The 24,413-nt window shown below is 69.4% G+C and carries 29 protein-coding genes; 19 read left to right on the top strand and 10 right to left on the bottom strand.

Annotated features, from left to right (window positions below; translation table 11 throughout):
- Nucleotides 1–42 precede the first annotated feature (42 nt).
- Both NOV86_RS21155 and NOV86_RS21150 read left to right on the top strand, forming a co-directional pair.
- Nucleotides 43–456 (top strand): Rieske (2Fe-2S) protein, encoded by a 414-nt coding sequence (locus NOV86_RS21155; RefSeq protein ID WP_267643814.1) that lies wholly within the window; start codon nt 43–45, stop codon nt 454–456.
- Between the two features lie 55 nt (nt 457–511).
- Nucleotides 512–1,258, top strand: coding sequence for an endonuclease/exonuclease/phosphatase family protein (locus NOV86_RS21150; RefSeq protein WP_267643813.1), 747 nt, complete (start codon nt 512–514; stop codon nt 1,256–1,258).
- 26 nt (nt 1,259–1,284) lie between these two features.
- Here NOV86_RS21150 and NOV86_RS21145 read toward each other — a convergent pair whose 3' ends face one another.
- From NOV86_RS21145 to NOV86_RS21130, 4 genes are all read right to left on the bottom strand, one after another.
- The gene (locus NOV86_RS21145) at nt 1,285–2,205 is read right to left on the bottom strand and encodes a sodium:calcium antiporter (RefSeq protein WP_267643812.1); all 921 of its coding nucleotides are present in this window, start codon (nt 2,203–2,205) and stop codon (nt 1,285–1,287) included.
- A 248-nt stretch (nt 2,206–2,453) separates the two neighbouring features.
- Nucleotides 2,454–3,083 (bottom strand): ribulose-1-phosphate aldolase, encoded by a 630-nt coding sequence (locus NOV86_RS21140; RefSeq protein ID WP_267643811.1) that lies wholly within the window; start codon nt 3,081–3,083, stop codon nt 2,454–2,456.
- Nucleotides 3,080–3,793 (bottom strand): ribulose-1,5-bisphosphate 5-phosphatase, encoded by a 714-nt coding sequence (locus tag NOV86_RS21135; protein WP_267643810.1) that lies wholly within the window; start codon nt 3,791–3,793, stop codon nt 3,080–3,082. The genes NOV86_RS21140 and NOV86_RS21135 overlap by 4 nt, the downstream gene beginning before the upstream one ends.
- 47 nt (nt 3,794–3,840) lie before the next feature.
- Nucleotides 3,841–4,353, bottom strand: a complete 513-nt coding sequence (locus tag NOV86_RS21130; RefSeq protein WP_267643809.1) for a metalloprotease family protein — start codon at nt 4,351–4,353, stop codon at nt 3,841–3,843.
- Nucleotides 4,354–4,440: 87 nt separating this feature from the next.
- On the opposite strand from NOV86_RS21130, the gene NOV86_RS21125 reads away from it, so the two are divergent.
- The gene (locus NOV86_RS21125; protein ID WP_267643808.1) at nt 4,441–5,454 is read left to right on the top strand and encodes a DHH family phosphoesterase; all 1,014 of its coding nucleotides are present in this window, start codon (nt 4,441–4,443) and stop codon (nt 5,452–5,454) included.
- A gap of 24 nt (nt 5,455–5,478) precedes the next feature.
- Here NOV86_RS21125 and NOV86_RS21120 read toward each other — a convergent pair whose 3' ends face one another.
- A complete protein-coding gene (locus tag NOV86_RS21120; protein ID WP_267643807.1) occupies nt 5,479–5,622 on the bottom strand; it encodes a DUF7560 family zinc ribbon protein in 144 nt (47 codons plus the stop codon).
- A 129-nt stretch (nt 5,623–5,751) separates the two neighbouring features.
- On the opposite strand from NOV86_RS21120, the gene NOV86_RS21115 reads away from it, so the two are divergent.
- Nucleotides 5,752–5,973: a hypothetical protein gene (locus NOV86_RS21115; protein ID WP_267643806.1), complete on the top strand. Its 222-nt coding sequence runs from the start codon at nt 5,752–5,754 to the stop codon at nt 5,971–5,973.
- Between the two features lie 30 nt (nt 5,974–6,003).
- On the opposite strand, the gene NOV86_RS21110 is transcribed toward NOV86_RS21115, so the two are convergent.
- Nucleotides 6,004–6,639 carry a helix-turn-helix domain-containing protein gene (locus NOV86_RS21110; protein WP_267643805.1) on the bottom strand — a complete coding sequence of 212 codons (636 nt, stop codon included), beginning with the start codon at nt 6,637–6,639 and terminating at the stop codon, nt 6,004–6,006.
- A gap of 203 nt (nt 6,640–6,842) precedes the next feature.
- Here NOV86_RS21110 and NOV86_RS21105 point away from each other — a divergent pair, with 203 nt between their 5' ends.
- The 14 genes from NOV86_RS21105 (at nt 6,843) to NOV86_RS21040 (ending at nt 20,695) form a co-directional block, all read left to right on the top strand.
- Entirely contained in the window at nt 6,843–7,421 is a 579-nt protein-coding gene (locus NOV86_RS21105) for a hypothetical protein (RefSeq protein WP_267643804.1), read from the top strand.
- Nucleotides 7,418–8,056, top strand: coding sequence for a QcrA and Rieske domain-containing protein (locus NOV86_RS21100; RefSeq protein WP_267643803.1), 639 nt, complete (start codon nt 7,418–7,420; stop codon nt 8,054–8,056). The genes NOV86_RS21105 and NOV86_RS21100 overlap by 4 nt, the downstream gene beginning before the upstream one ends.
- Nucleotides 8,056–9,447 (top strand): cytochrome b, encoded by a 1,392-nt coding sequence (locus tag NOV86_RS21095; protein ID WP_267643802.1) that lies wholly within the window; start codon nt 8,056–8,058, stop codon nt 9,445–9,447. Before NOV86_RS21100 ends, NOV86_RS21095 begins: the two co-directional genes overlap by 1 nt.
- Nucleotides 9,440–9,622 (top strand): DUF8120 family protein, encoded by a 183-nt coding sequence (locus NOV86_RS21090; RefSeq protein ID WP_267643801.1) that lies wholly within the window; start codon nt 9,440–9,442, stop codon nt 9,620–9,622. Before NOV86_RS21095 ends, NOV86_RS21090 begins: the two co-directional genes overlap by 8 nt.
- Entirely contained in the window at nt 9,615–12,503 is a 2,889-nt protein-coding gene (narG, locus tag NOV86_RS21085; protein ID WP_267643800.1) for a nitrate reductase subunit alpha, read from the top strand. Before NOV86_RS21090 ends, narG begins: the two co-directional genes overlap by 8 nt.
- A complete protein-coding gene (gene narH / locus NOV86_RS21080; protein WP_267643799.1) occupies nt 12,500–13,555 on the top strand; it encodes a nitrate reductase subunit beta in 1,056 nt (351 codons plus the stop codon). The genes narG and narH overlap by 4 nt, the downstream gene beginning before the upstream one ends.
- Nucleotides 13,548–14,384 (top strand): ethylbenzene dehydrogenase-related protein, encoded by an 837-nt coding sequence (locus NOV86_RS21075; protein WP_267643798.1) that lies wholly within the window; start codon nt 13,548–13,550, stop codon nt 14,382–14,384. Before narH ends, NOV86_RS21075 begins: the two co-directional genes overlap by 8 nt.
- Nucleotides 14,385–14,393: 9 nt before the next feature.
- A complete protein-coding gene (locus tag NOV86_RS21070) occupies nt 14,394–15,191 on the top strand; it encodes a molecular chaperone TorD family protein (RefSeq protein WP_267643797.1) in 798 nt (265 codons plus the stop codon).
- Entirely contained in the window at nt 15,188–16,096 is a 909-nt protein-coding gene (locus tag NOV86_RS21065) for a DUF8068 family protein (RefSeq protein ID WP_267643796.1), read from the top strand. The genes NOV86_RS21070 and NOV86_RS21065 overlap by 4 nt, the downstream gene beginning before the upstream one ends.
- Complete coding sequence (locus NOV86_RS21060; RefSeq protein WP_267643795.1) at nt 16,093–16,929, top strand: HEAT repeat domain-containing protein; 837 nt, start codon at nt 16,093–16,095, stop codon at nt 16,927–16,929. Before NOV86_RS21065 ends, NOV86_RS21060 begins: the two co-directional genes overlap by 4 nt.
- Before the next feature lie 2 nt (nt 16,930–16,931).
- Entirely contained in the window at nt 16,932–18,236 is a 1,305-nt protein-coding gene (locus tag NOV86_RS21055) for a P-loop NTPase (RefSeq protein WP_267643794.1), read from the top strand.
- On the top strand, nt 18,233–18,958 hold the full coding sequence (gene mobA, locus NOV86_RS21050) for a molybdenum cofactor guanylyltransferase (protein ID WP_267643793.1): 726 nt from the start codon (nt 18,233–18,235) through the stop codon (nt 18,956–18,958). Before NOV86_RS21055 ends, mobA begins: the two co-directional genes overlap by 4 nt.
- A gap of 31 nt (nt 18,959–18,989) precedes the next feature.
- Nucleotides 18,990–20,312 (top strand): hypothetical protein, encoded by a 1,323-nt coding sequence (locus NOV86_RS21045; RefSeq protein WP_267643792.1) that lies wholly within the window; start codon nt 18,990–18,992, stop codon nt 20,310–20,312.
- An 86-nt stretch (nt 20,313–20,398) separates the two neighbouring features.
- Complete coding sequence (locus NOV86_RS21040) at nt 20,399–20,695, top strand: cupin domain-containing protein (protein WP_267643791.1); 297 nt, start codon at nt 20,399–20,401, stop codon at nt 20,693–20,695.
- Nucleotides 20,696–20,722: 27 nt separating this feature from the next.
- Here the strand turns inward: NOV86_RS21040 and NOV86_RS21035 are convergent, their stop codons facing one another.
- The 4 genes from NOV86_RS21035 to NOV86_RS21020 form a co-directional block, all read right to left on the bottom strand.
- Complete coding sequence (locus NOV86_RS21035) at nt 20,723–21,910, bottom strand: hypothetical protein (protein WP_267643790.1); 1,188 nt, start codon at nt 21,908–21,910, stop codon at nt 20,723–20,725.
- 5 nt (nt 21,911–21,915) lie between these two features.
- The gene (locus NOV86_RS21030; protein ID WP_267643789.1) at nt 21,916–22,491 is read right to left on the bottom strand and encodes a DUF7998 family protein; all 576 of its coding nucleotides are present in this window, start codon (nt 22,489–22,491) and stop codon (nt 21,916–21,918) included.
- Nucleotides 22,492–22,582: 91 nt separating this feature from the next.
- Nucleotides 22,583–23,704, bottom strand: a complete 1,122-nt coding sequence (locus tag NOV86_RS21025; protein ID WP_267643788.1) for a TIGR04053 family radical SAM/SPASM domain-containing protein — start codon at nt 23,702–23,704, stop codon at nt 22,583–22,585.
- 2 nt (nt 23,705–23,706) lie between these two features.
- Nucleotides 23,707–24,012, bottom strand: a complete 306-nt coding sequence (locus NOV86_RS21020; protein WP_267643787.1) for a CGCGG family putative rSAM-modified RiPP protein — start codon at nt 24,010–24,012, stop codon at nt 23,707–23,709.
- A gap of 114 nt (nt 24,013–24,126) precedes the next feature.
- Here NOV86_RS21020 and NOV86_RS21015 point away from each other — a divergent pair, with 114 nt between their 5' ends.
- Complete coding sequence (locus tag NOV86_RS21015) at nt 24,127–24,405, top strand: DUF2249 domain-containing protein (protein ID WP_267643786.1); 279 nt, start codon at nt 24,127–24,129, stop codon at nt 24,403–24,405.
- Nucleotides 24,406–24,413 lie beyond the last annotated feature (8 nt).

Here is a 24,413-nt window from a genome sequence, read left to right as displayed (position 1 = left end):
AGAGCGAACAACGTTAAGACGCACCCGGTCGAGGCAGGCGACATGGCCCCCACGCGACTGACCAGCGTCGACGAGATACCGGAGAACGGTTCGTACCTCTTCACCGTCCGCGAGTCCCACGGCTCGAAGGAGGAGGTCATACTCGTCAAACAGCCCGACTGCGTCGAGGCCTGGAAGAACTTCTGCCAGCACGAGACCGACCAGCGCCTCGACCGCGGGATGGGCGTCGCCATGCGCGAGGGCGAGATCATCTGCCCGAAGCACGGCTCGATGTTCGACGCCTGCTCGGGCGACTGCGACAACGGGAAGGCGGAAGGACTCTCGCTCGTCCCCGTCGACATCAGCGTCAACCGGGGCGTCGTCTACCTGACCGACGACGCCTGCGAGTTCCTCCACGAGGGCGGCATCGACGCCGACGACGACATGCCGGGGTCGTCCTCGCACCTCCAGTTCTGAGGCCGTCACGAGGCGGAAGACCCTTGCGCACGAGCGCCCTTCCCCCCATCAGAGAATGACGGACCTGCGCGTGGCGAGCTTCAACTGCCGGTACGATACGGAGTACGACGGGCCGGACGCGTGGCCCAACCGGCGCGAACGGGTCGTCGACCTGCTGGGCGACATCGACGCCGATATCCTGGGCGTCCAGGAGGCGACCCCCCACCAGTTCGCGTACCTCCGCGAGCACCTCCCCGGGTACGACTGGTTCGGCGTCGGCCGCCAGGGTGCCGACGAGGGCGAACACGTCCCGGTCGCGTACCGGCGCGACCTGGTCGACCCCATCGACACCGGTGCGTTCTGGCTCTCGCCGACGCCCGGCGAGGTGAGCGTGGGCTGGGACGCCGCCTACCCCCGCGTCGCCACCTGGCTCGACGCCGAGGTCGACGGGCAGCCCCTCCGGTTCCTCGCGACCCACCTCGACCACGAGGGCGCAGAGGCCCGGTACCAGAGCAGCCGGCTCCTCCACGAGCGCTTCCTGACCGGCGAGGTCCCCGAACTCGTCGTGGGTGACTTCAACGCCACGCCGCAGTCACGGCCCGTCACGGCGTTGACCGACGCCGGACTCCGGCCCGCCCGGGAGGCCGCCGAGACCGTCGCCGGACCCCACGGGACCTTCCACCGGTTCGACGGCCACGCCGACGACCGCATCGACTACGTCTTCGCGAGCGACGAGTTCGCGGTCGACCGGTTCGAGACGGTCGTCAGCAGCGCCCCCTACCCCTCCGACCACTGGCCGGTCGTCGCCGACCTGCGGTTCTGACCGGGGCGTGGCCCGGCGGTGACGGGTCAGACCAGGAAGAACGACGGGAGGTACAGCAGGACACAGACCACGCCGAACCGCCGCGAGATGCCCCGGCGCCAGTAGAACAGCGCCAGCACGAGCAGCGAGACACCGAGCATGTACGCGCCGGAGAGCTGGACCGCCCCGAGGTCGTTCACGACCACGTCCGCGAACAGCGCCCCCACGCCCAGCGAGAACACCGGGTCCGTGATGTTGCTCCCGAGCAGCGACCCGACCGAGATGCCGCCCTCGCCCCGTTTCGCCGCCAGTCCGGCGACGGTTATCTCCGGCAGGGTGGTCCCGAGGCCCGTCAGTAGCCCGAGCAGGTAGGTCGGGACGCCGAGGAGCGCGGCGAGTTCGATGCCGTTCGTCACCATGAGGTGGCCACCGACCACGACCATGAGCAGGCCGACGAGGATGGCGGGCACCGTCTCCCGGGGCGAGGCGCGTTCCTCGATGACCTCCTCGGTGATCTCCTCGCCGCCCTCGTTCGAGTAGAGGTCGTGGATGAAGAACACGTAGGCGAGCATCATCAGGAACCCCTCAGACCGGATGAGCAGCCCGTCCTCCAGGGTGAGGAGCATGATGATCATCGAGAGGGTCATCGCACCCCCGTAGATGGCGACGTTCCGACGCTCGGCCTCGATGGGCGCGATGAGGGCGACGATGCCGATGGCGAGCGTTATCTGGGCCGTCTCGGACCCGACGATGTTCCCGACGACGAGGTCGCCCGCGCCGTACAGCGCGGCGTAGATGCTGGTCGTCATCTCCGGGATGGAGGTGCCGACAGAGATGACCGTGACCCCGACGAAGAACGTCGAGACGCCGTAGTAGAGCGCGAGTTCACCCGCCGCCCTGACCGTGCGGTCGGCTCCCGCGACCAGCAACGCGAGTCCGCCGACGAACAGGCCCAGTTCCAGCAACATCGTCCTGATACTCACCGTCCAGTGACATAATACGAGGAGTCGAGGGGTGCCACTCGGCTATCGGACTGGAGAAGACGGACCCGACGACGGCTGTCGGTGGGTCCGTAAAAGACTGGTGGATGTGGGTGCTCCGGGGCGGTCGGATTCCCCCCTGGTCGACCGCTGTCTCTGGTGACGACCCCCGAAGTCACCATCTGTCAGTTCAACTGTTAGTGTGATAATAACTCTGCATGTATATGTAAGCCAGCCTACTGCCCGTAGGACTCGAACTTCTCCTCGACGGTCTCGAGGTCCGCGGTCGAGAGCTCGGTCGGCTCGCCCACGTTCCGGGCCTGCAGGTAGACCTGACAGAGGTTCTCGATGTGACCGGTGTTCTCGACGGCGGTCGGGAGGTCCTCGGCCGTGACGACGAGGCCGTGGTTCTCGATGAAACACGCCTGCGAGTCGGCCTCCTCCATGGCTTCGACGCAGTTCTCGGCGAGTTCCTGCGAGCCGTAGGGCGCGTACTCCGCGACGGGGACCTCGTGACCGACCGCGACGATCATGTAGTGGATGGCCGGCAGGGGCTCGTGCAGGACCGACATCGTCGTCGCCCACGTCGAGTGGGTGTGGACGATGGCGCCCGCGTCGATGTCGCGGTAGAGGTACCGGTGCATGGGCACCTCGCTGGAGGGCTTCATGTTCCCGGCGAGTTGCTCGCCCTCGAAATCGACGACGGGCACGTCCTCCGCGTCGAAACTGTCGTAGGGCACGCCCGTCGGCGTGACGGCGAAGGCGTCCTCGGCACGCACGCTCAGGTTGCCGGTCCGCCCCGGCGTGAGGTCGGCGAGGTCGGGCGCCCACTGGACGACGGCGTCTCGTTCCGCTTCGAGTGTCATAACACCAACTCTGCGAGGTCCGCGAAGTTATCAGTTCGGAAATCGGGCTGGCGGCGGCCCCGGAGCTCGTCGTCGGCCTGCGACCCGGCCTCGAACAGGACCGTCGTCAGGCCGAGCGCGTTCCCGCCCTCGACGTCGGCCTCGACGCTGTCGCCCACCATGACGGCCTCGCTCGGGCGCAGGTCGAGCTGGGCCAGCGGAAGCGTGAACATCACCGAGGCGGGCTTCTCGGAGCCGGTCTCCTCGGAGGTGACGACGAGGTCGATCTCGGATTCGAGCCCGAGGTGTTCGAGCTTCTTCAGCTGGATGCGGGTCGTGAGGTTGCTCACGATGGCCACCTTGACGCCGGCGTCGTGGAAGCGTTCCAGCGTCTCCGTCACACCGTCGAACAGCTCCATCTCCTCGATGTAGTTGTCCCAGTACGCCTCGCCGAGTTCGAGCGCGTGGCGGGACTTGTGGGTCCCGGTGTATATCTCGATGAGGCGCTTGAAGTAGAGGAAGCGCTCGTGGGCCGACGCCGTGCCGGCGAGTTCGCGCTTCACCTCGCTCCTGGCGTCCTGGTAGTACCGCCGGAACTCGTCGCGCTCGAAGTCGTACCCGAGGTCGCGGGCCGTCTCGAGTGCGGCCTCCTTGCCGGCCTCGTTGCACGGCTCGTAGGCGTAGAGCGTGTCGTCGAGGTCGACGAAGACCGCCCGGTATCGGTAGCTCATGTTGGGTTTCCTCACGGGCGCGGACACATTCGTCTGTCGTTCTCCCGTCAGACCGGGCCGGCAGCCAGCGAGAACAGCGCCACCGCGAGGACGTACCCGTAGATACCACTCGCGAAGGGGATGGCGGTCAGGGCTCGCACCGGGGCCGCGACCAGATACGCGACCTCGCGGGCCCCGCGCGGCAGGTTCCCCGCCGTTCTAAAGAGCGAGGACGTGTCGCTCGGACTGGGGACCGCGGTCAGCGCGAAGACGGCCCCGAGCCAGCCGAACAGGTACGCGAGGCTGGAGCCGACGAGGAGCCCGAACGCGACGAAGGCGGCCGCCCCGAGGATCGTGTTCACCAGCAGTGGCGCGACCGCGATGCCGAGGTCCGCGACGAACGAGTCGACGCGCTCGTGGTCGACGTAGGCGTCCTCGGCGAAGGGGTTGAGGTACCGCGAGGCGGTGACGCGGACGCCGAACAGCCGACACGCCTGCACGTGCGCGAACTCGTGACTGACGATGCCGGGCGCGAGGACGAGGGTGACGATGGCGTTGTAGAGCGAGGACGGGGCGGACACGGCGACTACGCAGAGATGCGTGCCGAACCGACAAAAACCCGTCCGGTCGACCACAGACCCTTGGTCGGGGGGTGCATACGGGCAGGTATGGGCCGCGGTCGAGACCTCCACGAGATGTTGGCCGAAGCCGAATCGCTCGTCATCGTCTGTCACGACAACCCCGACCCCGACAGCCTCGCGTCGGCGATGGCACTCGGTGAGATCGCCAGGGACGCCGGCGTCGAGCAGGTGACGGTCCTGTACGCCGGCGAGATCTCCCACCAGCAGAACCGCGCGTTCGTGAACCTCCTCGACGTCGACATCGAGGAGTACAGCGAGGACGCCCTGGAAGCCGGCGACATCATCGCGTTCGTCGACCACTCCGTCCCCGGGCAGAACAACCACGTCCCGGCGGATTTCGGCGTCGACGTGGTCGTCGACCACCACCCCGCAGAAGACGTCGTCGCGGACTTCGTCGACCGCCGCGAGGACTACGGCGCGACCGCGACCATCTTCGTCGAGTACCTCGACGAACTCGCCCTCGAGATAGACACCAGACTCGCCACCGCACTGATGTTCGCGCTCCGCCGCGAGACCCTGGAGTTCCTCCGGGGCGTCTCGGGGGCGGAGTTCGACGCCGCCGAGCGCCTCCAGCCGAAGATAGACATGGACCTGCTGCGGAAACTCGCACACCCCTCCATCAGCGAGGCGACAATCGACGCCATCAGCGACGCCATCGACAACCGGGTCATCCGCGGCTCGGTGCTCATCTCCCACGCCGGTCGGACCTCGGAACGCGACGCGCTCCCGCAGGCGGCAGACTACCTCTCGGACATGGAGGGTGTCGACACCACCGTCATCTTCGCGCTCATCGACGACGTGGTCGAGATCAGCGCGCGCTCGACCGACTCGCGCATCCACATCGGCGACGCGCTCAAGGATGCCTTCGGCGACGTGGGGAGTGCGGGCGGGCACCGCCAGATGGCCGGCGGCCAGATTCCGCTGGGGCTGTTCGCGGACTACGCCGACGACGGCGGCCTCGTCGGCATCGTCGAGTCCATCGTCACGAAACGGCTCGTGGAGGAACTGCACCTGAGCGACCGAAACGGCGAGTCGAGCTGACCCCCTGCCGTCGTCCCGGCGCCCTCAGGGTTCCGGCGCGAAGGCGGCCTCGTCGATGGGTTCGCCACAGACGATGCAGCCGTCAACGAGCACGAGGTCCCGGACCTCGGCGTCCACCACGGTGCGCGCCTCGCAGTTCGGGCAGTCGAACTGGAAGTGTCGGGACACGGTACGACCCTGCCTCCCCGATGGAGAGAGAGCATAAAGAGACGATACCCATCGAGTGGTGGCGGTTTTTGTCGGACGGTGTCTGACCCCTCACAGCAAGGGTATCTTGGAGGACCGCGTACTACAGCCATGGTGGACGACCGACTCCTTCGCCGGCTCGACTGGCTCCTGGCCGTCCTCTCGGTGTGGCTCGGACTCACGCTGGTCCTCGGTAGCTTCGCCCTGATGACCGTGAACCTCGGTATCGGCATCGCCGCGCTCGCGACGGTCGTGCTGACCGTGACGGTGGCGGTGCTCTCGTACCTGCGGTCGTCTGGTATCGAAGCGGAGGCGGTGGTCGAGGCGCGCTGAGGCGCAGTCGAGTCCCGGCCCGCAGGCCACTCACACGGTGAGGATATCGTCGAGTAACTTCTTCTGTGCGGCGGCGAGGTGTTCCGCGAACGTCGAGCGCGTGATGTCGAGGTGTGCGGCGACCTCGGTCGCGTTGGACTCGCGGGGGTGTGCGAAGTAGCCGTGCTCGTGGGCCGTCTCGAGGACCTCGCGCTGGCGGTCGGTCAGCGACTGCCGGTCCACGAAGACGAGGTCCTCGGCGTCCTCGCAGGGTTCCGAGCGCGTGAGCCGCCGGACCGACACCCCGTCGAAGTCCGACCGGAGGCTGGTGACCACCTCCCGGAGCGACTCCACGTCGCAGACGTAGAAGGTGAGGTGGATGACGCCGTCCTCGGCCCGCAGGTCGCGGACGGGGTAGCCGTAGCTCTCGACGTGCTCGCAGACGCAGCCGTGTTCGCAGTCGCGAGAGAACCGGTAGACGTGGTCCGACCCGGTGCTGTACACCTCCTCGAGGTCGCCCTCGTCCTCCAGTCGCTCCGAGATGGAGAACTCGCCGACGACCTCGCCGTCGCCCGGGACGCCACTGCGGGTGACGGTTTCGACCGGCGCATACTCCGAAGAGACCGTCGCGACCCTGCATACAGAGGGTTCGCAGATGGACAGTTCTGCACGGATGCCACTCGCCATTCCTGCTGTCGATTCGATGCCCAGCGTGTAACCCTTTTCCCCGAACATGTTCGTCATATGTTCACATATAAACTCCCCCCACTCTGTGGTCCGCGAGTTACCGGGGTGGAACCGGAAGCCCCCCACATGGCTTCCACGACTGGCAGGTGGCGGTCGAATCGCCCGACTGGAACTGCGTTTCGAGGTGAGTCGGCGGTGAAACCATGAGACGCGGGACCATCGTCATCGCGGTCATCATCGCGCTGGTGCTGTTGCCGATGTGGTACGTCGCACTCCACGGTGAGCCGCCGAGCGAGGAGATCGAGATCGACCAGAGCGTCTCCGAGATGCGGCCGCTCCAGGAGATCGTCGACACGCCGAACAAGCTCTCGCCCAGCCAGGTCGGCGTCATCGTCTGGGTGGCGCTGTTCGGACTCGTCGGCGTGCTCACCGCGGTCCACCGGTTCATGAACGAGGCGGTCAGGCCGGACGACTCGGCCGATGCCGCCGTCGCCGACGGTGGCCAGGTCGGCCTGCCGTGGTTCGACACGGAGGAGCGCTGGGTCGTCGAGTACCACGACGCCTCCGACGCGGTCGAGGGCATCGTCGCCATGGGCGGGTTGACCATCCTCGCCATCGTATTCGCGGCGCTGTTCACCGGCGAGTACCTCACCCTCGCGCGGACCCAGTACTTCGGGGTCTACGCCGCGGGGATGTTCACCTCGCTCGCCCTGCTCACGGTGAGCTACTACGCGTTCTTCATGCCACACGTCGAGGTCGCCGAACGGAGGGGTCACTCATGAGCGAGGACTGCGACGGCTGCTGTTCGGACTGTGGCGACGGCGACCCGTCCCACGCGGCGCCGACCATCTACTCCGACGCCCGGGCCGAACTCCAGCGCCGCGACTTCGCGAAGGTGATGGCGACCGTCGGCGGCCTGACGGCCGTGGGCACGCTGGCCGCGCCACTGGCCGGGCTGACGCAGGTGTTCGAGCGCGACTACACCGGGCCGGTCTACTCCGACGGCGTCTACCTCGTCGACAGCGAGGGCGAACGAATCACCGAGAAGGCACTGGGCGAGGGCGAGAAGATGACCGTGTTCCCGGAACCCCGCCCCGGCATCGAGGACGCGCCGACGCTCCTCGTCCGGTACCCCGAATCGGCCTACGGCGGCGAGACCAAACTGGAGTTCACCACCGGGGGCTACGCGGCGTACTCGAAGGTCTGCACCCACGCCGGCTGTATGGTATCGAAGGAGGAGGGAGACACGCTCGTCTGTCCGTGCCACTTCGGGAAGTTCGACCCCAAGAGCGGCGCGTCGGTCGTCGGCGGGCCGCCGCCACGGGCGCTCCCACAGCTCCCCATCACGGTGTCGAGCGACGGCTACCTGATGGCGACCGGCGACTTCGAGGGCCCCGTCGGGGCCGGAGGTGAGTGATGTCCCGACTCGACTCGCTCCGGCGGACCGCGAGCGACGCTCCCGGTCGCGCCTACGACTGGGCCGACCGCCGCTTCGAACTCGACAGCGGCCGGGACGCGCTCGGGAAGGCGTTCCCCGCCGAGGACTCGTTCCTGCTCGGCGAGGTCGCCCTGTTCTGCTTCATCGTGCTCGCGCTCACCGGGATGTTCCTCGGGATGTTCTTCGAGCCCAGCACGAGCGAGGTGACCTACGAGGGCAGCGTCGAGAAGTTCCAGGGGCAGGAGCTCCCGGAGGCGTTCGTCAGCGTCCTCCAGATCACCTACGACATCCCCTACGGGATGTTCATCCGGCGGATGCACCACTGGGCGGCCCACCTGTTCGTGGCCTCCATCGGGTTGCACATGCTCAGGGTGTTCTTCACCGGGGCGTACCGCAATCCCCGCGAACTCAACTGGGTCGTCGGCTCCGGCCTCGCCGTGCTCTCGATGGGCGCGGCCTACACCGGGTACGCGCTCCCCTTCGACGAGTTCGCGAGCACGGCGACCGGCATCGGGTACAACGTGGCGAGTTCGATACCGGTCGTCGGGGGCATCGCCGCGAAGGTCTTCTTCGGCGGGCAGTTCCCCTCCAGTGCGACCATCCCCAGACTGTACTTCCTCCACGTCCTCGTGATACCGGTGCTCATCGGCATCGGGCTGGCGGCACACATGGCAATCCTCGTCAGGCAGAAGCACACCGAGGCACCCCGCGACGAGGACGTGGCCTCGCCACGCGAGACCGTCGATAAGGACGACGGCGACGTCATCATCGGCCTCCCGGCGTTCCCGAACCAGGCCGCCGTCAGCGCCGTGGTGTTCTTCCTGACGCTGGCCACGCTCTCGGTGCTGGCCGGCTTCCTGCCGGTCCACAACATCGCCGAGTACGGCCCGAACGACCCGGCGGGCACGCCCGAACTCATCATGCCCGACTGGTTCTTCATGTGGCTGTACGGCTTCCTGAAGCTGCTGCCGACGTGGATGAGCTTCACCATCCCCGTCGTCGGCATCCACGTCAGCACCGAGTTCATCGGCGGCGTGCTCCTCCCGAGTCTCGTCTTCCTCGGGATGTTCGCCTGGCCGTTCATCGACTACCAGCGCGACCCGACGCACTTCACGTCGGACCCACTCTCCCGGCCCTGGCAGACCGCGGTCGGGGTGGCCGCCATCGTGTTCATCATGGTCGCCTCCATCGCGGGGATGAACAACATCCTCGCCTCGGTGCTGGGGACGACGACCAGCGTCGTGAACCCGTTCCTCATCGCGGCGCTGGTGTTCGGTCCCATCGTGGCCGGTGGCGTCGTCTACCGGGTGCTCTCGGCGGACCTCGAGACCGCCGAGGAAGGCCAACAGGAGGTGGCAGCCGATGACTGAGGTCACCCTCTCCGCCCGGACCTATCGGCGGCTCGACCGGGCGACCAAGCTCGGCGGGCTGGCGCTGGTGGCCATCGGGCTTGACATCGGCGGGAGCGACCCCGCAGGTATCGCGTTCGGCGTGGCTGGTGCCGCGCTTGCACTGACCACCGTCTTCGTCACGAAACATGAGTAAGCAAGAGCCGAATCGCGAGACCACGGACCGAGACGACAGCGACGTGACGCCGTCACGGCGCGGGTTCCTCAAGGGACTCGGCGCCGCGACGGCCGCAGGACTGACCGGCATCGGCGCCGCGGACGACCTCTTCCAGATGGAGGGGTTGCAGGTCGTCGACGACCCCATCGGGAACTACCCCTACCGCGAGTGGGAGGACCTCTACCGCGACGAGTGGGACTGGGACTCGGTGTCCCGGTCGACCCACAGCGTGAACTGCACGGGTTCGTGCTCCTGGAACGTCTACGTCAAGAACGGGCAGGTCTGGCGCGAGGAGCAGGCCGGCGACTACCCGCGCTTCGACGAGGACCTCCCGGACCCGAACCCCCGCGGCTGCCAGAAGGGCGCCTGCTACACCGACTACGTCAACGCCGACCAGCGCATCAAACACCCCCTCAAGCGCGTCGGTGAGCGCGGCGAGGGCAAGTGGAAGCGCCTCACCTGGGACGAGGCACTGACCGAGATCGCGAACCACGTCGTCGACGAGGTGCAGGCCGGCCGGTACGACTGCATCTCTGGGTTCACGCCCATCCCGGCGATGAGCCCCATCTCGTTCGCCTCCGGCAGCCGGCTCATCAACCTGCTCGGCGGCGTCTCCCACAGTTTCTACGACTGGTACTCGGACCTGCCGCCGGGCCAGCCCCTGACCTGGGGCGTCCAGACCGACAACGCCGAGAGCGCGGACTGGTACAACGCCGACTACATCATCGCGTGGGGCTCGAACATCAACGTCACGCGCATCCCCGACGCGAAGTACTTCCTCGACGCCGGCTACAACGGGACGAAACGCGTCGGCGTCTTCACGGACTACTCCCAGACCGCCATCCACACCGACGAGTGGATCAGTCCGGAGGGCGGGACCGACACCGCCCTCGCGATGGGGATGGCCCGGACCATCGTCGAGGAGGGGCTGTACGACGAGGCCCACCTGAAGGAGCAGACCGACATGCCCCTGCTGGTCCGCGAGGACACGGGCAAGTTCCTTCGCGCCAGCGAGGTGCCGGGGCTCGGCGAGGACGTCGAGGACCCCGAGAAGACCTTCGTCATGCAGGACTCGAACGGCGACCTCCGGGTCGCCCCGGCCTCCCTCGGTGACCGCGACGGCGAGTACGACAAGTCCGCGAGCATCGCCCTCGACTTCGACCCCGACCTGTCTGCCGAGACGACGGTGGCGGGGACCGGCGACGAGGGCGACCTCTCGGTCCGGACCGTCTGGCTGAACCTGCAGGACGAGTTGTCGAAGTACGACCCGCAGTACGTCCACAACGAGACGGGCGTCGGCGAGGAGACCCACCAGCGCATCGCCCGGGAGTTCGCCGAGGCCGAGCGCGCGAAGATCATCCACGGGAAGGGCGTCAACGACTGGTACCACAACGACCTCGGGAACCGGGCGCTCCAGTTGCTCGTGACCCTCACGGGCAACCTCGGCCGGCAGGGAACCGGGCTGGACCACTACGTCGGCCAGGAGAAGATCTGGACGTTCAAGGGCTGGAAGAAGCTCTCGTTCCCGACCGGCAAGGTCCGGGGCGTCCCGACGACCCTGTGGACGTACTACCACGCCGGCATCATGGACAACACGGACGAGGAGACCGCCGCGAAGATACAGGAGTCCATCGACAGGGGCTGGATGCCACTCTACCCCGAGGAACGCGACGACGGCTCGCGGCCGGACCCGACGACCATGTTCGTCTGGCGGGGCAACTACTTCAACCAGTCCAAGGGGAACGTCGCCGTCGAGGAACAGCTCTGGCCGAAGCTCGACCTCGTCGTCGACATCAACTTCCGGATGGACTCGACCGCGATGAACGCGGACATCGTCCTCCCGACGGCGAGCCACTACGAGAAGCACGACCTCTCGATGACGGACATGCACACCTACGTGCATCCCTTCACGCCCGCGGTCGAACCGCTGGGCGAGTCGAAGACGGACTGGCAGATCTTCCGCGACCTCGCCGAGAAGATACAGGAGGTCGCCCGCGACCGCGGTCTCGACCCGGTGTCGGACCGCAAGTTCGACCGCGAGATAGACCTCACCACGGTCTACGACGACTTCGTGCGCGACTGGCTCGCCGACGAGGACGGCGCACTCGCCGAGGACCGCGCCGCCTGCGAGTTCGTCCTCGAACACTCCGAGGAGTCGAATCCCTCGGACAGCGACGAGCAGATAACCTTCGCGGACACGGTCGAGCAGCCCCAGCGCCTCAAGGCCGCCGGCGACCACTGGACCTCCGACATCGAGGAGGGCGAGGCCTACACGCCCTGGAAGCGCTTCGTGCAGGACAAGGAACCGTGGCCGACGTTCACCGGGCGCCAGCAGTACTACATCGACCACGACTGGTTCCTCGAACTGGGCGAGGAGTTACCCACGCACAAGGGCCCGGTCGCCGAGCAGGACCGTGACGAGTACCCACTGCGGTACAACACGCCTCACGGCCGGTGGTCCATCCACTCGACGTGGCGCGACTCCGAGAAGATGCTGCGGCTCCAGCGCGGCGAGCCGCTGGTCTACCTGCACCCCGACGACATGGAGGAACGCGGCATCGAGGACGGGGACACGGTCGTCGTCCACAACGACCTCGCCGAGGTCGAGGTCCAGGCGAAGGTGTACCCGAGCAGCCAGCGCGGCACCGCCCGGATGTACTTCGCGTGGGAGCGCTTCCAGTTCCCGGACAGGCAGAACTTCAACTCGCTCGTGCCGATGTACATGAAACCGACCCAGCTGGTGCAGTACCCCGAGGACTCGGGCGAGCACCTGTACTTCTTCCCGAACTACTGGGGCCCGACCGGGGTGAACTCGGACGTCCGTGTCGACGTGCGGAAGAAGGGAGGTGACGGCGGATGAGCAGCCAGCCCGACGACGGCGTCGACCTCGCCGAGGGCGTCGACCACCAGGTCGCGATGGTGATGGACCTGAACAAGTGCATCGGCTGTCAGACCTGCACGGTCGCGTGCAAGTCCCTCTGGACCGAGGGCGGCGGGCGCGACTACATGTACTGGAACAACGTCGAGACCCGCCCCGGCAAGGGGTATCCGAAGAACTGGGAGGAGAAGGGCGGCGGCTGGAAGTCGTCCGAGCACAACGAGCGCAACCCCGGCGAGATCCCCGAGCAGGAGGACTACGGCCACCACTGGGAGTTCAACCACGAGGCCATCATGTACGACGGGAGCGACGAGCCCCTGCGTCCCCAGGGCGACCCAGAGTGGGGCCCGAACTGGGACGAGGACCAGGGCGCCGGCGAGTACCCCAACTCGTACTACTTCTACCTCCCGCGCATCTGCAACCACTGCACGCACCCCTCCTGCGTGGAGGCCTGCCCGCGCAAGGCGCTGTACAAGCGCGAGGAGGACGGCATCGTGCTGGTCGACCAGGAACGCTGCCGGGGCTACCGGTACTGCGTCGAGGGCTGTCCGTACAAGAAGGTGTACTACAACGCGGTCAAGAAGACCTCCGAGAAGTGCATCTTCTGTTACCCGCGCCTGGAAGGTGACGGGCCGAACGGCGAGACGTTCAAGCCGGCCTGCGCCGAGGAGTGCCCGCCACAGCTCCGGCTCGTCGGCTTCCTCGACGACGAGGAGGGCCCCATCCACAAGTTGGTGAACGAGTACGAGGTCGCCCTGCCCCTGCACCCCGAGTACCAGACCGACCCGAACGTCTACTACATCCCACCGTTCGCGCCGCCGCAGCACTCCGAGGACGGCGAGACGGTCGACGTCGACCGCATCCCGCGCACCTACCTCGAGGAGCTGTTCGGCGAGCGCGTCCACGACGCCCTCGACACCATCGAGCGCGAGCGCGACAAGGTGGACCGCGGCGGCGAGAGCGAACTGCTCTCGCTGTTGACCGACGAGAACCCGGCCGAGAAGTACCGCATGGAGGTGTTCGACGATGACTGACGACAGGGGCACCGACACCGAGACGGCCCGGACCATCGCGGTGACGCTGGCGCTGACCGCGCTCGTGGTCGCGTCGGCCCTGCTGGTGCCGATGCTGGCGAGCGCCCGGCCGGCCCACCAGATCCCCGTCCACGAGCCGACCGGGGAGGCGAACCCGGCGAGCCCGGACGCGGCGGCCTGGGACCGGGCACCCCCGGTCGACGTGCCGATGACCAGCGCGCCGAGTGGCCTCCCGAACGCCGAGAAGACGTCGGTCGAGGAGGTGAAGGTCCAGTCCATCCGGACCGAAGAGCGGTTCTACGTCCGGCTGTCGTGGCACGACGGGACCGCGGACCGGAACGCCAGCAGTCCCCGGACCTTCGCCGACGCGCTAGCGGTCCAGCTGCCGGTGAACCACAGCGCCCGGCCGCCCATCGCGATGGGCAGCACCCGGAACCCGGTCAACGTCTGGTACTGGAGCCCGACCGCCGGCTCCGAGGAACTGCTGGCCGGCGGTGCCGGGACGACCACCGAGTTCGGCCAGAGCGCGGTGAACGTCACGACCAGCTACGACGACGGGCGCTGGACCGTCGTCATGGCCCGCGACCTGCAGGCGACCGGGCAGAACCGCACCGCCGTTCCGGCCGACCGCGACATGGACGTGGCGTTCGCGGTCTGGAACGGGTCGCAGATGGAACGCTCCGGCCGGAAGTCCGTCAGCGAGTGGTACCACTTCGCGCTCGGGCCCGGCCCGCAGGGACCGCCCTACGAGACGCTGCTGTGGAGTATCGCGGGCGTCGCCATCGTCGGCGTGGCGGTGGCGACCGTGACCGCGATGCGCCGAACCTGAGGTGAGACCATGCAGGAGACATCAGACACGCGAGACGACGACGACGTACCGAGCGAAGACGCACCGGCCGACCAACCCCCCGCCGAGGCGACCGACCAGATGCGGTTCAGTGACGCACTCGACCGGAACGCCGCCGCCCGCGGCGCCCTCTACGGGCTCTGTGCGACCCTGTTCCGGGAGCCGGACGAGTCCGTCCACGAGCGACTCGCCACCGGCGCGGTCACCGAGAGCGCGGCCGAACTGGTCGCCGCCTCGGGACTGGACCTCGACGCGCCCGCCCTCGGGACCGACGACGATCACGACACCCTGTGCGCCCGCTACAACGACCTGTTCACCGTGGGCTACGCCGAGTACGAGGACCGGACCGACGGGTCGCTCGACGCCCAGGGCCCGCCGGTGTCGCTGTACGAGTCGCGCTACCGGTCGGAGGTCTCCTGGAACGACGTGAACTTAGACCTCGCCCGGGCGTACGACTACTTCGGCGTCGAGGTCGACCAGGAGACCCGCGACAACCACGACTTCCTGCCCTACATGCTGGAGTTCGCGGGCTACCTCGCCCGGCAGGAGGCGGTCGCGGCCGAGGCGGACCGGCGCGACCTCGCCCGGGCGCGTCTGGACTTCCTCGACAGACACCTCCGGGTCGCGGTCTCGGGCGTCGCCGACGCGATGGCAGGGCAGGACGGGACGGAGCTCTACGGCGCCCTCGCCGCGTTCTGTGACGCCCTCTCGCGGGCCGACCAGCAGGCCCTCGCCGAGCGCTGCGAGGAGACGCACAACCCGCCAGAACCGGGAGGTGACGACCCGTGAGCAACTCGGCGCTCGACCACTGGGGCACGCGGACCCGGGGGGTCGTGACGACTGTCGCCGACGGCCTCCCGGTCGCACCGCGGACCGCCGCGGGATTGCTCGCGGTCGTCCCGGCGGCCGCGGTGTTCCTGCTCCGGCTGGCGGTGAACGCGCCACTCCGGAACCCCGTCGTGGGCGCGGAGCTGCTCGCCCCGGTCTCCGTGGCCGCGCTCCTCGGGCCGGCCGCGGCCGCGCTGGTCCTCGGCGCGAGTGCGGACTTCGCCTCCCCGGCAGAACGCGTCGGCCTCCTGTTCGTCGGCGTGTTCGGCGTCCTCGCGGCGCTCTCGACCGCGGCGTGGCTTCCCGCCGCGGGGGCAGTGGTCGGTGGTGGCTCGCTCGCCGTCGCGGCCCGAATCCGTAATCTGGACCGCCGGGCCGACCCGCTCGAACTCGTGGCGAGCGCCGTGGTACTCCTCGGACTCGGTCTGTCGCTCGCCGCCTCCTCGGGGGTGGCGACAGACCTGCGGACCACCGGGACGACCGTGGGCCTGCTCGGTATCGCACTCGCGCCGGCGTTCCGGGCCCGCCACCTCGACTGGCCCGGCCTCGGCGCCGGCGCACTGGCCGCGGTCGCGGTGTACCAGGCCGCGACGAGTGCGCCCTACATCGCTGGCGCCGCGTTGCTCGTCGGGAGCAACGTCGTCGGCGGGTCGGTGCTGCTGGTCGCGCTGGCGGCCGGCGGCGGCGTCGCCGCGACGGTCGCCGCGACCCGGACCGGCGCCTGGCCGGTCGCACTGGGCGCGATACTGCTGCTGGTCGTTGGCGTGCCGGCGACGATTCCCCGGGCTGTCGGGGCAGTGGTCGCGCTCGCGTTGCTTGTCTCCGAGTCTGGACCCGTGACGGAGAGCCGGGGTGAGCCAGCATGAGAGACGAGGAGGAGGCGACAGACGGGCCGCCGGACCCACAGCTCCACCCGGAGAACAGCCCCGGCTTCGGCGAGGAGCCGGTCGGGCTGGAGGACATCGAGGTCTCCCGTGAGGACGTGACCATCGGGGAGGCCGACCCGGCCGAACTGTCCGCGAGCGACACCGAGCCGGTCGAGGACGCGGCCGAGCGCGACCTGCTCGCCAGTCTCGCCGGCGACGGCCCCATCGAGCGTCGCCGCGCCGCCCTCGCGCTGGCCGAACGCGACGCCAGCGACGCGGCCATCGAGGGGCTGGCGGCCGCCGCCGCGACCGACGACGAGCCCGAGGTCCGCCAGTTCGCGGTCGAGGCGCTGGGCAAGCTCGGCGGCGAGATCGCCGAGCAGACCGCCCGGAAGCTCCTCTCGGACCCCGAACCGTGGGTTCGCGCCGAGGCACTCGTCTCGCTGGACCGCCTCGACCGCGCGAGCCACGAGGACGCTATCGAGGCCGCACTGGAGGACCCCCACCACGCGGTCCGCCGGAACGCGGCCATCTCGCTGTTCAAGCTCCGCGGCGAGGGCGCGAAGGACCTGCTGCTCGCCCAGACCGACGACCCGAGCGAGCGCGTCCGCGAGTGGGCCGCACACCTGCTCGCGGGCGTGGACGACGACGTGGCCAGAGAGCGACTCAGGGAGCTGGCGGACGACGACGACAGCGACATCGTCCGCCGGACCGCGGCCCGCGCCCACGACGCCGACCCCGGCGCGTTCCGGCGGCAGTTCAGCGGGACGCTGGACGAGGTCGACACCACCCTGCCCGGCGAGGACCGCCTGAACCGCCGGCCCGACCTGTGACCATGCACGAGACAGACCACGAGACCGACGACGAGGCGAAGCGAAGCGAGGGAGACGAGGCGGCCCTGCAAGAGCGCGTCGAGGCCGCACTCCGGCAGGTGCGCGACCCCGAGGTGGAGGTCCACGTCTTCGAGGCCGGCCTGGTCGAGAACATCGTGCTGGAAGACGGTGGTGTGACCATCGAGGCCGACCTCGCGGACTTCGACCCGGCCGGCCAGCAGCAGGTCGTCGGCGCGATGTTGCAGGCGGTCCGGTCGGTCCCGGGCGTGGAGTCGGCCCACGTCGAGCCGGTGAAGTCGACGCCGGACACCGCGGCGGACCGGGACAGCGGGACGGCCGCCTTCGACAGGGTCATCGCGGTCGCCAGCGCGAAGGGCGGTGTCGGGAAGTCGACCGTCTCGACGATGCTCGCCTGCGCGCTGGCCGGTGACCAGGAGGTCGGTATCTTCGACGCGGACATCCACGGACCGAACGTCCCGACGCTGCTCGATATCGGCGGCCCCATCCACTCCGACGAGGACGGCCAGCCACTCCCTATCGAGGTACCCGGCGCGGGCGACCTCGAAGCCATGAGCATCGGGCTGATGGAGCAGGGCGCACCCCTGGGCTGGCGCGGCGCGATGGCCCACGACGCGGTGACCGAACTGTTCGAGGACACCGCGTGGTCGAACACCGACACGCTGATTCTCGACCTCCCACCGGGTACCGGCGACGTGGTCCTCACCACGCTGCAGGAAGTGCACGTCGACGGCGTGGTCGTCGTGACGACGCCCTTCCCGGCCGCGGTCGAGGACACGGCGCGGAGCGTCGAGCTGTTCCGCGACAACGACGTGCCGGTGCTCGGGACCGTCGTGAACATGGGCGGGTTCACCTGCCCGTCCTGCGGCGACACCCACGACCTGTTCCCCGACGGGTCGCCGATGGACGACCTGCAGGCGACGACGCTGGCGGAACTGCCGTTCTCGACCGACCTGCAGGAGACGCCGGAACCCGGGGGCGTTCCCGACGTGGTCGAACCACTCGGCGAGGCGGTCGCCGAGGCAGCCGAGACGGCGTGGGAGGTCGCGGTGTCGGACTCGGCGGTCGACATCCGCGGGCTGGCCCCACAGGAGCGCAAGGACCGGGTCCGGGAGCGGTTCACCGGCCTCGATGCCGGTGAGGAGTTCGTCGTCGTCAGCGACCGCGACCCCTCGCCCATCCGGGCGTTCCTCTCCACGCTGGCCGAAGCGAAGCCCTCGGCGTTCGACCCCTTCACGGTCGAGCGAGCCACGCCGAACGACTGGGTGCTCCGGACGGTCCGGCCATGACGGGCGAGTGGGACGGCGGAGAGGGACAGAGAACGAACCTCACCGGTGTCGTCCTCGCCGGCGGGGACAGCACCCGGTTCGGTCCGACGCCGAAGGCCACCGCGAGGCTCGCGGGGCGGCCCCTCGTCGACCGGGTCACCCGGCGGCTGTGGCGCGTCACGGGCCGGGCACCGGTGGTGGCGGCGCGCAGTGATGAGCAGCGAGAACTTGTCGACGCCGCGGTGTCGGTCCCGGTTCGGTTCGCCCCTGACGCGGACTGGTGCGCTGGCCCACTGGCCGGGCTCGCAGGGTCGGTCGACGCGGTCGAGACGGACCACCTGTTCGTCTGTGGCTGCGACATGCCCCTGCTCGCGCCGGCGGCCGTAACCTGGCAGGCGCGACGACTGGCCGATTCGGCCGCCGAGGCGGTCGTCCCGATGGACGACGAGGGCTACCCGCAGTTGCTGCACGCGGCCTACGACCGGGCCGCGCTCGGGGACGTGTTCGAGGACCGGCCGGCAGACGACCGGCTGCGGCTCCTGCTGGACCGGCTGTCGGTCGAGCGTGTCGGCCCGGCCGGCGTGACGGCTCGGGTTTCCATGGCGCGGTCGACCACGAACGTCAACACGCGGGGAGAGCTCGCGGCGCTGGCGGCCGGCGAGGCGGGGACTCGCGGGACCGACGGGGGCGAGCCGAACCGGGTCGACGCGCCCCTGCCCGCAGGCGAACACGTTCGGAAATAGAGCGAGGATGCTGGCGGGCGTCGCTTCACGTATGCGACCAGTCGCGACCGACCTCGACACCGGACAGGGGCCACCCACGACCATCCCGCTCCGGCACTTCCTGCTCGCGCTGGTCTTCCTCGCGGCCGGGATGGTGATGTGGGTGGTCCGGACGGTCCAGTTCCCGGGTCTGGGCGTCGACGTGCCGCCGGCGGTGGTCCACGCGGTCCTCGTCGGCTGGGTCTGCCTGACCATCCTCGGCGCGATGACGCAGTTCGTGCCGGTCTGGTCCGGCAGGCGGCTCGCCTCGACCCGCATCGCACAGCTCCAGTTGCCCCTCGTGGCCGGCGGCGTCGCCGGTATCGTCGCCGGGTTCTGGACGGGGACGTTCTGGCTGGTACCCGCGGGTGGCATCCTCGCCAGCGTCGGTATCTGGCTGTTCGTGTGCAACCTCTGGTGGACGCTGCCCGCACCCGGGGACTGGGACGTGACGGAGACGCACTTCGCGGTCGCGCTCGGGTTCCTGTCCGTGGTCCCCGGGGTCGGCCTCCTGCTCGGCCTCGGGTTCCTCGACCCCGGCCTGTTCGCGCCCCTCGGGAGCAGAACCGGGCTCGTGTCGGCCCACGCGACCCTCGCCGTCTTCGGGGTCGTCCTGACCACCGTCTTCGGCGCGCTCTACCAGCTCGCCTCGATGTTCACCGGGACCCAGGTCGATGCGTGGGACCGCCGGCTCCAGCGCGTCGAGACCGCGACGTATCCACCGGGTGTCGCAGTGCTCGCACTCGGCCGGTTGCTCGAGTCGGGCCTCGTCGCACGGGTCGGTGCGGTGCTGACCCTCGTCGGCGTGGTCGCCTTCACCGCGGTCCTCTGGCGGACGATGCGCCGGCGGACCGTCGCGGTCACCCCGACGCTCGCCCGGTACGCGGTGGTCGCGGTCGCCCTCGCGGTCTGGGCAGCCCTGACGGTGCCGTCGTGGCTCGCGGACCCCATCGCACCGGCAGCCCGGTACGGTGGGCCCGGCGGCGGGCCGGTCCTGCTGTTCGGCGTCGTGGCCGTCGTCGTGGTCGGGACGCTCTACCACGTCGTCCCGTTCCTGGTGTGGCTGGAGCGCTACAGCGACCGCCTCGGCCACGAGCCGGTCCCGATGGTCGAGGACCTCTTCGACCACCGGGTCGCCCGGGCCGACCTCTGGCTGGTCGTCGCCGGCGCGAGCCTCGTGACCGCGGCCGACCTCGTGGTCCTCCCGCCGCTACTCGGGACCGCCGGTATCGTGACCATGCTCGCCGGGTTCGCACTCGCCGGCGCGAACCTGCTCCTCGTCGTGCGACCAGATAGCGACCGGGCGGGAGAGCCGGGGGCCGTAGGTGAGACGTGACCGCCGAGAACGTGAATCGAACATAAACTGACCTGAGATAGAATGCACGAGACTGTAGTTCCGACTGACCCAACATGACGAACGACATGACAGACATCGCCGACCTCGACGAGTTCGAAGAGACGCCCCACGCCGAGGTGTTCGGTGCGCCCGGGCCGCGCGTCGTCCGACTCGCGCTCGAGGCCGGGGAGGAGATGCCCGAGCACAGCCATCCCGAGGAGACCATCGTCCTGCACGTCCTCTCGGGCGAACTCGACCTCCGGCTCGACGGCGAGCCGAACCACCTGGGCGCCGGGGAACTGATCCGGTTCGACGGGGAGCGCGACATCCAGCCGCGCGCGCTCTCGGACACGGTCGCCCTGCTGTTCTTCGCGGCGGACTGAGCCGGGCCAGACCGGGCGCCAGCCCGCTCACCGGTTCGCTCGTTGCCGGAAGAGGCCACCGAGGAGCCACGCGTGGAGTCCCGCCCCGACGAGGGCGAGGAGTTCCCCGAGGGTTGCCAGGCGCGAGATATCGAACGAGAGCCCGGCAGCCCCGAAGACGAGCCCGACCAGCAGGCTGGCGATGACGGCGAGGGCGGTCCGGTCGCCGGCACCCGGGAAGGACCCGACCGCGGGCGGGTAGAACTGGTAGCTGACGCCGACGATGGTCAGGCCGAGGAAGCCCGCGAGGTTCAGCCGGGCGTGGGCGAGCCCGAGGCCGGGGTCGAGCCCGCCGTAGGCGAACTGCAGCCCGAGGCCCACGCCGAGGCAGCCACAGGCGGCCCCCGCGAGGACGCCGAGGAACCCGACGCGTCGGCGCTCCGACTGCCGGTAGAGGACGACGAGGACGATGGCGAAGGCGACGATGGCGGTCGATTCGAGGAGTGCGCCGAGCTGGAACCACGGCCCGGCCGGGAGGTAGGTCGCGATGAGCGCCGGGCCACCGACCGCCGGCGGGAGGACCAGCAGGGGCGCGGCGGTGGGTGGCTTCGCGACGAAGAAACGCGGTAGCAGCCGGAACCCGACCGCGAACACGAACATCGCGCCGGTGCCGGCGGCGAGCAGGTGGGTCGCTCGGGCGGGAGACCCGTCGAACAGGACCGGGAGCCCGGTCTGACCCGCGAGGAGCCCGTAGGAGCCGAGCAGGAGGTACGCGAGCGCGACCGGGACGAACGCGTTGGCGACCCGGTCGAGGGCGCGCCGGTGGGCGTTCACGTCGCCGGTCCCGGTCGCCGCGCCCGAGAGGTCGCCGCGGATCGTCCAGAGGAGCGCTCCCACGAAGACGAGGACGCCGAGGAACCAGAGGACTGCGCCGGCCTGTCCAGTCCACGCGGGCGTCCCCGTCTCGCCAGCGACCGCGAGCAGGACCGTTCCGAGCACGGTCAGGGGGAACTGGACCATCGGTGCCCGTGACAGGGCGAGTTCGCGGTCGAAGTAGGCCGGGACGAGCGAGTAGCCCTTGCCGAAGACGGTGTGGAAGACGAAGCCGAACAGGAGGAGCGCGACCTCGACGCGTCTCGGGACGCCGGCGAGCGCGGCGAGCGCCCAGGCGAGCAGGAACACCGCGCCGGCGAAGACGAACCGGCGAGCCCAGCGGGAGACGGTCGCGGCCGTCATGGGCGTCAGTACGGGGCCGTCGGGCCGGGGCCGCCGGCGCCGGAATCGAGCCCGTCGACCGCGGCGTCGAGTTCGTCCGGGTCGGGTATCTCGCCGGTCTCGCGGTAGGCGTCTTCGAGTCCCGCGAGCACCTCGTTCGTGGCCGTACTCGCCTGGTGTGAGGGCGCGATGCGGACCCGGACGAGGTCGTAGTCGTGACGGTCCGGGAGGCCGTTCCAGGCGCGGAAGGCCGCCGTCACGAGGGTCTTCCCCTGCGGGCAGAACTCGGTCGTCGGGGTGAACTCGGCGCGGAGGACGCCCGGCTCGTCGGCGTCCTCGGCGTACCGGAACCCGGCGTCGGGGTGGCGGGTGTCGCGGTTGAGCCTGGTGAGGTTGTAGCCGAAGGTCACGTCGTACACGCCCCGTTCCTCGAAGCTCTCGCGGGTCAGGGTGTGGAACGCGACGTGGTCCTCACCGGTCAGGACGTGGTGCTCTCGCAGGAACGGTCCCGGTTCGGGCAGGTTCTCGGGGACGAACGACTCCGGCGGGTCGAACGGCTCCTCGGCCGCGTCGTCGGTGGAGAAGGGCGAGGGGAAGTTCATCTCGGATGGAGGTACACACGCCAGACAGGAATCAGTCGGGGCGAACATGTTCGCCTCGTGGCGGTGTGGCGAGCGCCGACCGGCAGCCGCGTCAGTCGGCAGGGTGTGCGGCCTCCGCGTCCGGGTGCCGGTCCGGCAGTGGTCCGTCGTACTCCTCCGGGACGTAGGAACAGAGCGGGTCGGCCGCGAGGGGGTCGCCGGTGACCGCGGCGGCCCGGGACCGGCTCCCGCCACAGACGCCGCGGAAGGGGCAGGCCCCGCACTTGCCGCCGAGTTCGTCGGGGTCGCGCAGTCGGCGGAAGAGGTCCGCGTTCCGGTAGACGTCCACGAGGTCGTCCTCGCGGACGTTGCCGGCGCTCTGCGGGAGGAAGCCCGAGGGGTAGACCTCGCCGACGTGGCTGACGAAGGCGAAGCCGTCACCGGCCTTGATACCCGCCCGGCGACCGATGGCGTCGGCGCTGGGGCGGGCGGTCCCGTCGTCCTCGCCCGCGGACTGCTGGATGGCGACGCGCCGGTAGTGCGGCGCCTCGGTGGTCTTGACGCCGAAGTCGGCCGTCTCGCTCACCTCGTGGAGCCAGCGCATCACGGCCTCCGCACGGTCGGGCGAAACCGGGTCCAGGAGCGCGCCGCGGCCGACCGGGACGAGGAAGAAGACGGACCAGAGGACCGCCCCGAGGTCGGCCACGAGGTCCCGGATGGCCGGCAGTTCGTCGACCGTGTCGGCACAGACCGTCGTGTTCACCTGGAGGGGGAGGCCCGCCTCGCGGGCGGCTCTCGCCGCCTCGACCGTCTCCGCGAAGCTCCCCTGCTCGCCGCGGAAGGCGTCGTGGGCCGCGGCAGAGCCACCGTCGATGCTCAGTGCCATGCGCTTCAGGCCGGCGTCGGCGAGAGCCTGTATCTTCTCGGGCGTGAGCGAGGAGGTCCCGCTGGGGGTCAGGGTCATCCGGAGTCCCTGCTCGCTCCCGTACCGCACGAGGTCGACGAGGTCGTCGCGGGCCAGTGGGTCGCCGCCGGAGAGGACGACCAGCTGGCCGTCGCCGAACCGACTCGCGTCGTCGAGGAGCGTCTTCCCCTCGGCGGTGGTCAACTCGTCAGGGTGTCGCTGCGGCTTCGCGTCGGCGCGGCAGTGCTCGCAGGCGAGTTCGCACGCCTGCGTGACCTCCCACACGAGCACGAACGGTCGCTCGTCGGTGTCGATTGCGCCCGGGTGCATGGTCACTCGACGTGGACGCGGGTCACGTGCCCGCCACAGCCGCACTGTTCGACGTACTCGAACCGGACCTCGTCGCCGAAGTGGTCGGCCAGTACCTCGTAGAGGTAGGTCTTCGGGTGGCCGTGGTCGCCGTGAGTGACGAGGTTCACGTGGGCCCCGGCGGCCGTGTGTTCGACCGCCTCGACCGCGTGGGACACCAGGCGGTCGCGGTCCTCGGCGTGGACCGGTTTCTCGAGGTTCGCCGACCACGAGCTGTCGTGCATCCGGTCGGTCACCGGATCCACACCGTCGTGCGAATGCTGGGACATACACGGAACTCGGTCCCCCCGGTCCGAAACCCTCATCGCGAACATGTTCGCCCGGCAGTGACTGCGAACATCTTCGGGGCAAACGACCTGTGGGAACGCCCGGTATCGACAGGTATGGCGGCGAAGACAGACCCACCGACGTTGCCCGAGTTCATCGAGCGAAGCAAGGCGCCGACCGACGCGGAGATCGATCGGTTGGACGTCGCGGACCTGCCGCCGCCACAGCCGCTCACGAAGACGATGGAACGTCTCGCCGACCTCGACGGCCGGGTGCTCGTCCAGTTCAACGACCGGGCGCCCAAGCACCTCTACCCCAAGCTCAACGAGCAGGGGTTCCAGTACGAGACCGAGGAGGTCGCGGGGCGCATCGTGACGCTCATCTGGCGGGGGTGATATCTGAG

Origin of the sequence: Haloarchaeobius amylolyticus (assembly GCF_026616195.1) — an archaeon.
Taxonomy (GTDB): Archaea; Halobacteriota; Halobacteria; order Halobacteriales; family Natrialbaceae; genus Haloarchaeobius; species Haloarchaeobius amylolyticus.
This window is presented reverse-complemented; position numbering and strand designations above follow the sequence as displayed.

Bases quoted from the DNA above. Each gene is read 5' to 3' on its own strand.
- NOV86_RS21135 (WP_267643810.1), bottom strand. From the start codon at position 3,793: ATGAGCTACCGATACCGGGCGGTCTTCGTCGACCTCGACGACACGCTC.
- NOV86_RS21115 (WP_267643806.1), top strand. From the start codon at position 5,752: ATGGTGGACGACCGACTCCTTCGCCGGCTCGACTGGCTCCTGGCCGTC.
- mobA (WP_267643793.1), top strand. From the start codon at position 18,233: ATGACGGGCGAGTGGGACGGCGGAGAGGGACAGAGAACGAACCTCACC.
- NOV86_RS21075 (WP_267643798.1), top strand. From the start codon at position 13,548: ATGACTGACGACAGGGGCACCGACACCGAGACGGCCCGGACCATCGCG.
- NOV86_RS21110 (WP_267643805.1), bottom strand. From the start codon at position 6,639: ATGGCGAGTGGCATCCGTGCAGAACTGTCCATCTGCGAACCCTCTGTA.
- NOV86_RS21070 (WP_267643797.1), top strand. From the start codon at position 14,394: ATGCAGGAGACATCAGACACGCGAGACGACGACGACGTACCGAGCGAA.
- NOV86_RS21025 (WP_267643788.1), bottom strand. From the start codon at position 23,704: ATGCACCCGGGCGCAATCGACACCGACGAGCGACCGTTCGTGCTCGTG.
- NOV86_RS21150 (WP_267643813.1), top strand. From the start codon at position 512: ATGACGGACCTGCGCGTGGCGAGCTTCAACTGCCGGTACGATACGGAG.
- NOV86_RS21140 (WP_267643811.1), bottom strand. From the start codon at position 3,083: ATGACACTCGAAGCGGAACGAGACGCCGTCGTCCAGTGGGCGCCCGAC.
- NOV86_RS21105 (WP_267643804.1), top strand. From the start codon at position 6,843: ATGAGACGCGGGACCATCGTCATCGCGGTCATCATCGCGCTGGTGCTG.
- NOV86_RS21145 (WP_267643812.1), bottom strand. From the start codon at position 2,205: ATGTTGCTGGAACTGGGCCTGTTCGTCGGCGGACTCGCGTTGCTGGTC.
- NOV86_RS21060 (WP_267643795.1), top strand. From the start codon at position 16,093: ATGAGAGACGAGGAGGAGGCGACAGACGGGCCGCCGGACCCACAGCTC.
- NOV86_RS21045 (WP_267643792.1), top strand. From the start codon at position 18,990: ATGCGACCAGTCGCGACCGACCTCGACACCGGACAGGGGCCACCCACG.
- NOV86_RS21095 (WP_267643802.1), top strand. From the start codon at position 8,056: ATGTCCCGACTCGACTCGCTCCGGCGGACCGCGAGCGACGCTCCCGGT.
- NOV86_RS21030 (WP_267643789.1), bottom strand. From the start codon at position 22,491: ATGAACTTCCCCTCGCCCTTCTCCACCGACGACGCGGCCGAGGAGCCG.
- NOV86_RS21015 (WP_267643786.1), top strand. From the start codon at position 24,127: ATGGCGGCGAAGACAGACCCACCGACGTTGCCCGAGTTCATCGAGCGA.
- NOV86_RS21125 (WP_267643808.1), top strand. From the start codon at position 4,441: ATGGGCCGCGGTCGAGACCTCCACGAGATGTTGGCCGAAGCCGAATCG.
- NOV86_RS21100 (WP_267643803.1), top strand. From the start codon at position 7,418: ATGAGCGAGGACTGCGACGGCTGCTGTTCGGACTGTGGCGACGGCGAC.
- NOV86_RS21155 (WP_267643814.1), top strand. From the start codon at position 43: ATGGCCCCCACGCGACTGACCAGCGTCGACGAGATACCGGAGAACGGT.
- narH (WP_267643799.1), top strand. From the start codon at position 12,500: ATGAGCAGCCAGCCCGACGACGGCGTCGACCTCGCCGAGGGCGTCGAC.
- narG (WP_267643800.1), top strand. From the start codon at position 9,615: ATGAGTAAGCAAGAGCCGAATCGCGAGACCACGGACCGAGACGACAGC.
- NOV86_RS21090 (WP_267643801.1), top strand. From the start codon at position 9,440: ATGACTGAGGTCACCCTCTCCGCCCGGACCTATCGGCGGCTCGACCGG.
- NOV86_RS21035 (WP_267643790.1), bottom strand. From the start codon at position 21,910: ATGACGGCCGCGACCGTCTCCCGCTGGGCTCGCCGGTTCGTCTTCGCC.
- NOV86_RS21040 (WP_267643791.1), top strand. From the start codon at position 20,399: ATGACAGACATCGCCGACCTCGACGAGTTCGAAGAGACGCCCCACGCC.
- NOV86_RS21020 (WP_267643787.1), bottom strand. From the start codon at position 24,012: ATGTCCCAGCATTCGCACGACGGTGTGGATCCGGTGACCGACCGGATG.
- NOV86_RS21055 (WP_267643794.1), top strand. From the start codon at position 16,932: ATGCACGAGACAGACCACGAGACCGACGACGAGGCGAAGCGAAGCGAG.